The sequence below is a fragment of the Segatella copri genome, from assembly GCF_003465495.1.
Classification (GTDB): domain Bacteria; phylum Bacteroidota; class Bacteroidia; order Bacteroidales; family Bacteroidaceae; genus Prevotella; species Prevotella copri_G.
This window is the reverse complement of sequence record NZ_QSAV01000013.1, coordinates 703-3,446: the sequence shown is the minus strand read 5'-3', so window position 1 is coordinate 3,446 and position 2,744 is coordinate 703. Positions and strand designations below refer to the sequence as shown.

Genomic DNA, 2,744 nt, shown 5'->3' with positions numbered 1-2,744 from the left:
CAAAAAAGCCTCAGAAATCTTTCGAAATCTGAGGCTCTTGATAAAAGGAGGCGGCTACCTACTCTCCCGCATTGCATTGCAGTACCATCGGCGCAAGTGAGCTTAACTTCTCTGTTCGGAATGGGAAGAGGTGGGACCTCACCGCAATAACCACCTGATAATGGGGTATGACGTATTTGCACACAAGCAAAACAAGATAATGAACTGAAAATACAGTTGAAACTATGAACTATAATAAAGAAAGTGTTCGGGCAATTAGTAATGCTCGGCTTTGACATCGCTGTCTTTACACCTGCATCCTATCAACGTCATCGTCTCTGACGACCCTCAATGGAGTTCTCATCTTGCGGCTGGCTTCGCACTTAGATGCTTTCAGCGCTTATCCAATCCAGACTCAGATACCCAGCGGTGCGCCTGGCGGCACAACTGGTAAACCGGAGGTCTGTCCATCACGGTCCTCTCGTACTAGTGACGGCACCACTCAAAACTCCCACGCCCACGATAGATAGAGACCGAACTGTCTCACGACGTTCTGAACCCAGCTCGCGTGCCACTTTAATGGGCGAACAGCCCAACCCTTGGGACCTTCTCCAGCCCCAGGATGTGACGAGCCGACATCGAGGTGCCAAACCACCCCGTCGATATGAGCTCTTGGGGGGGATCAGCCTGTTATCCCCGGAGTACCTTTTATCCTTTGAGCGACGGAGTTTCCATACACATCCGCCGGATCACTATGCCCCAGTTTCCTGCCTGCTCGGCATGTCTGCCTCCCAGTCAAGCGCCCTTATGCCATTGCACTCTTTGAGGTCGGTTACCAATCGACCCGAGGGCACCTTTGGAAGCCTCCGTTACGCTTTTGGAGGCGACCACCCCAGTCAAACTACCCACCAAGCAGTGTCCGCGTATCACGCGTTAGACCTCAGACAGCCAAAGGGCCGTATTTCAAGGATGGCTCCACGAAAGCTGGCGCTCCCGCTTCGAAGCCTCCGGCCTATCCTACACATCGGATGACCAAGGTCAATGCTAAGCTGTAGTAAAGGTTCACGGGGTCTTTTCGTCCCATCGCGGGTAATCGGCATCTTCACCGATACTACAATTTCACTGAGCTCATGGTTGAGACAGCGTCCGGATCATTACACCATTCGTGCAGGTCGGAACTTACCCGACAAGGAATTTCGCTACCTTAGGACCGTTATAGTTACGGCCGCCGTTTACCGGGGCTTCAATTCAATGCTTCCTCTTGCGAGTGACATCTCCTCTTAACCTTCCGGCACCGGGCAGGTGTCAGGCTGTATACGTCATCTTTCGAGTTTGCACAGCCCTGTGTTTTTGTTAAACAGTTGCCTGGACCTATTCTCTGCGCCTCGCTCATCACGAGGACCCTTTATCCCGAAGTTACAGGGTCAATTTGCCTAGTTCCTTAACCATGAATCTCTCAACGCCTTAGTATGTTCTACCCGACCACGTGTGTCCGTTTGCGGTACGGGTGCCGCATGGGTTAAGCTTAGCGGATTTTCTCGGGAGTATGATTACCCACACTATTGGATTCTTCCGAAGAAGACTCCATACTATCAAGTTCAGCTCGGATGGTGGATTTGCCTGCCATCCTCAAAACCTACACTCTTCAACGGGGACTTCCGTCGCCCCGCGGTGGTTTCACTGCTCCGTCTCCACGTCGCCCCATGCGGCAGTGACGGAATATTAACCGTCTCTGCCATCGCCATCGCCGTTCGGCTTAGACTTAGGACCCGACTGACCCCGGGCTGATTGGCATTGCCCGGGAAACCTTGGTCTTACAGCGGGAGGGAATCTAACCCTCCTTATCGTTACTTATTCCTACATTTGCTTTACTCACCGCTCCAGGATAACTTACGTACACCATTCGACGCTGTGAGTATGCTCCCCTACCGATACTTTCTTAAATGCTATCCCGCGCCTTCGGTGTCTGCCTTATACCCGATTATTATCCATGCCCGGACCCTCGACTAGTGAGCTGTTACGCACTCTTTGAATGAATGGCTGCTTCCAAGCCAACATCCTAGCTGTCATAGGGACCAGACTTCGTTAGACTAACTCAGGCAGAACTCCGGGACCTTAGACGGCGGTCTGGATTCTTCTCCTCTCGGGGACGGACCTTAGCACCCGCCCCCTTACTGCCGGACTGCAGACCGTGAGCATTCGGAGTTCGTCAGGACTCGATAGGCGGTGAAGCCCTCTTGTCCTATCGGTCGCTCTACCTCTCACGGTGACCATCCGACGCGGCACCTAAATGCCTTTCGGGGAGTACGAGCTATCTCCAAGTTTGATTGGCCTTTCACTCCTACACTCGGCTCATCCAGAAGCTTTTCAACGCTTATTGGTGCGGACCTCCATCCCGTGTTACCGGGACTTCATCCTGGCCAAGTGTAGATCACTTGGTTTCGCGTCTACCCCCACTGACTATGCGCCCTGTTCAGGCTCGCTTTCACTGCGGCTACGTGTCTCATGACACTCAACCTCGCCAGTGACGGTAACTCGTAGGATCATTATGCAAAAGGCACGCCGTCACATCGTAAGATGCTCCGACCGCTTGTAGGCGTATGGTTTCAGGAACTATTTCACTCCCCTGCTCGGGGTTCTTTTCACCTTTCCTTCACAGTACTCGTTCGCTATCGGTCTCACGGGAGTATTTAGCCTTACCGGATGGTCCCGGCAGATTCGCGCAGGATTCCTCGTGTCCCGCGTTACTCAGGATACCGCTATGC

General features: G+C 52.9%; 2 rRNA genes (1 of these 2 running past the window's edge). Both read right to left on the bottom strand.

Annotation, left to right across the window (positions count from 1 at the left end):
- Positions 1-45 precede the first annotated feature (45 nt).
- Positions 46-158, bottom strand: a 5S ribosomal RNA gene (gene rrf / locus DWV53_RS05310).
- 77 nt (positions 159-235) lie between these two features.
- A 23S ribosomal RNA gene (locus tag DWV53_RS05305) occupies positions 236-2,744 on the bottom strand (it continues 616 nt past the right edge of the window).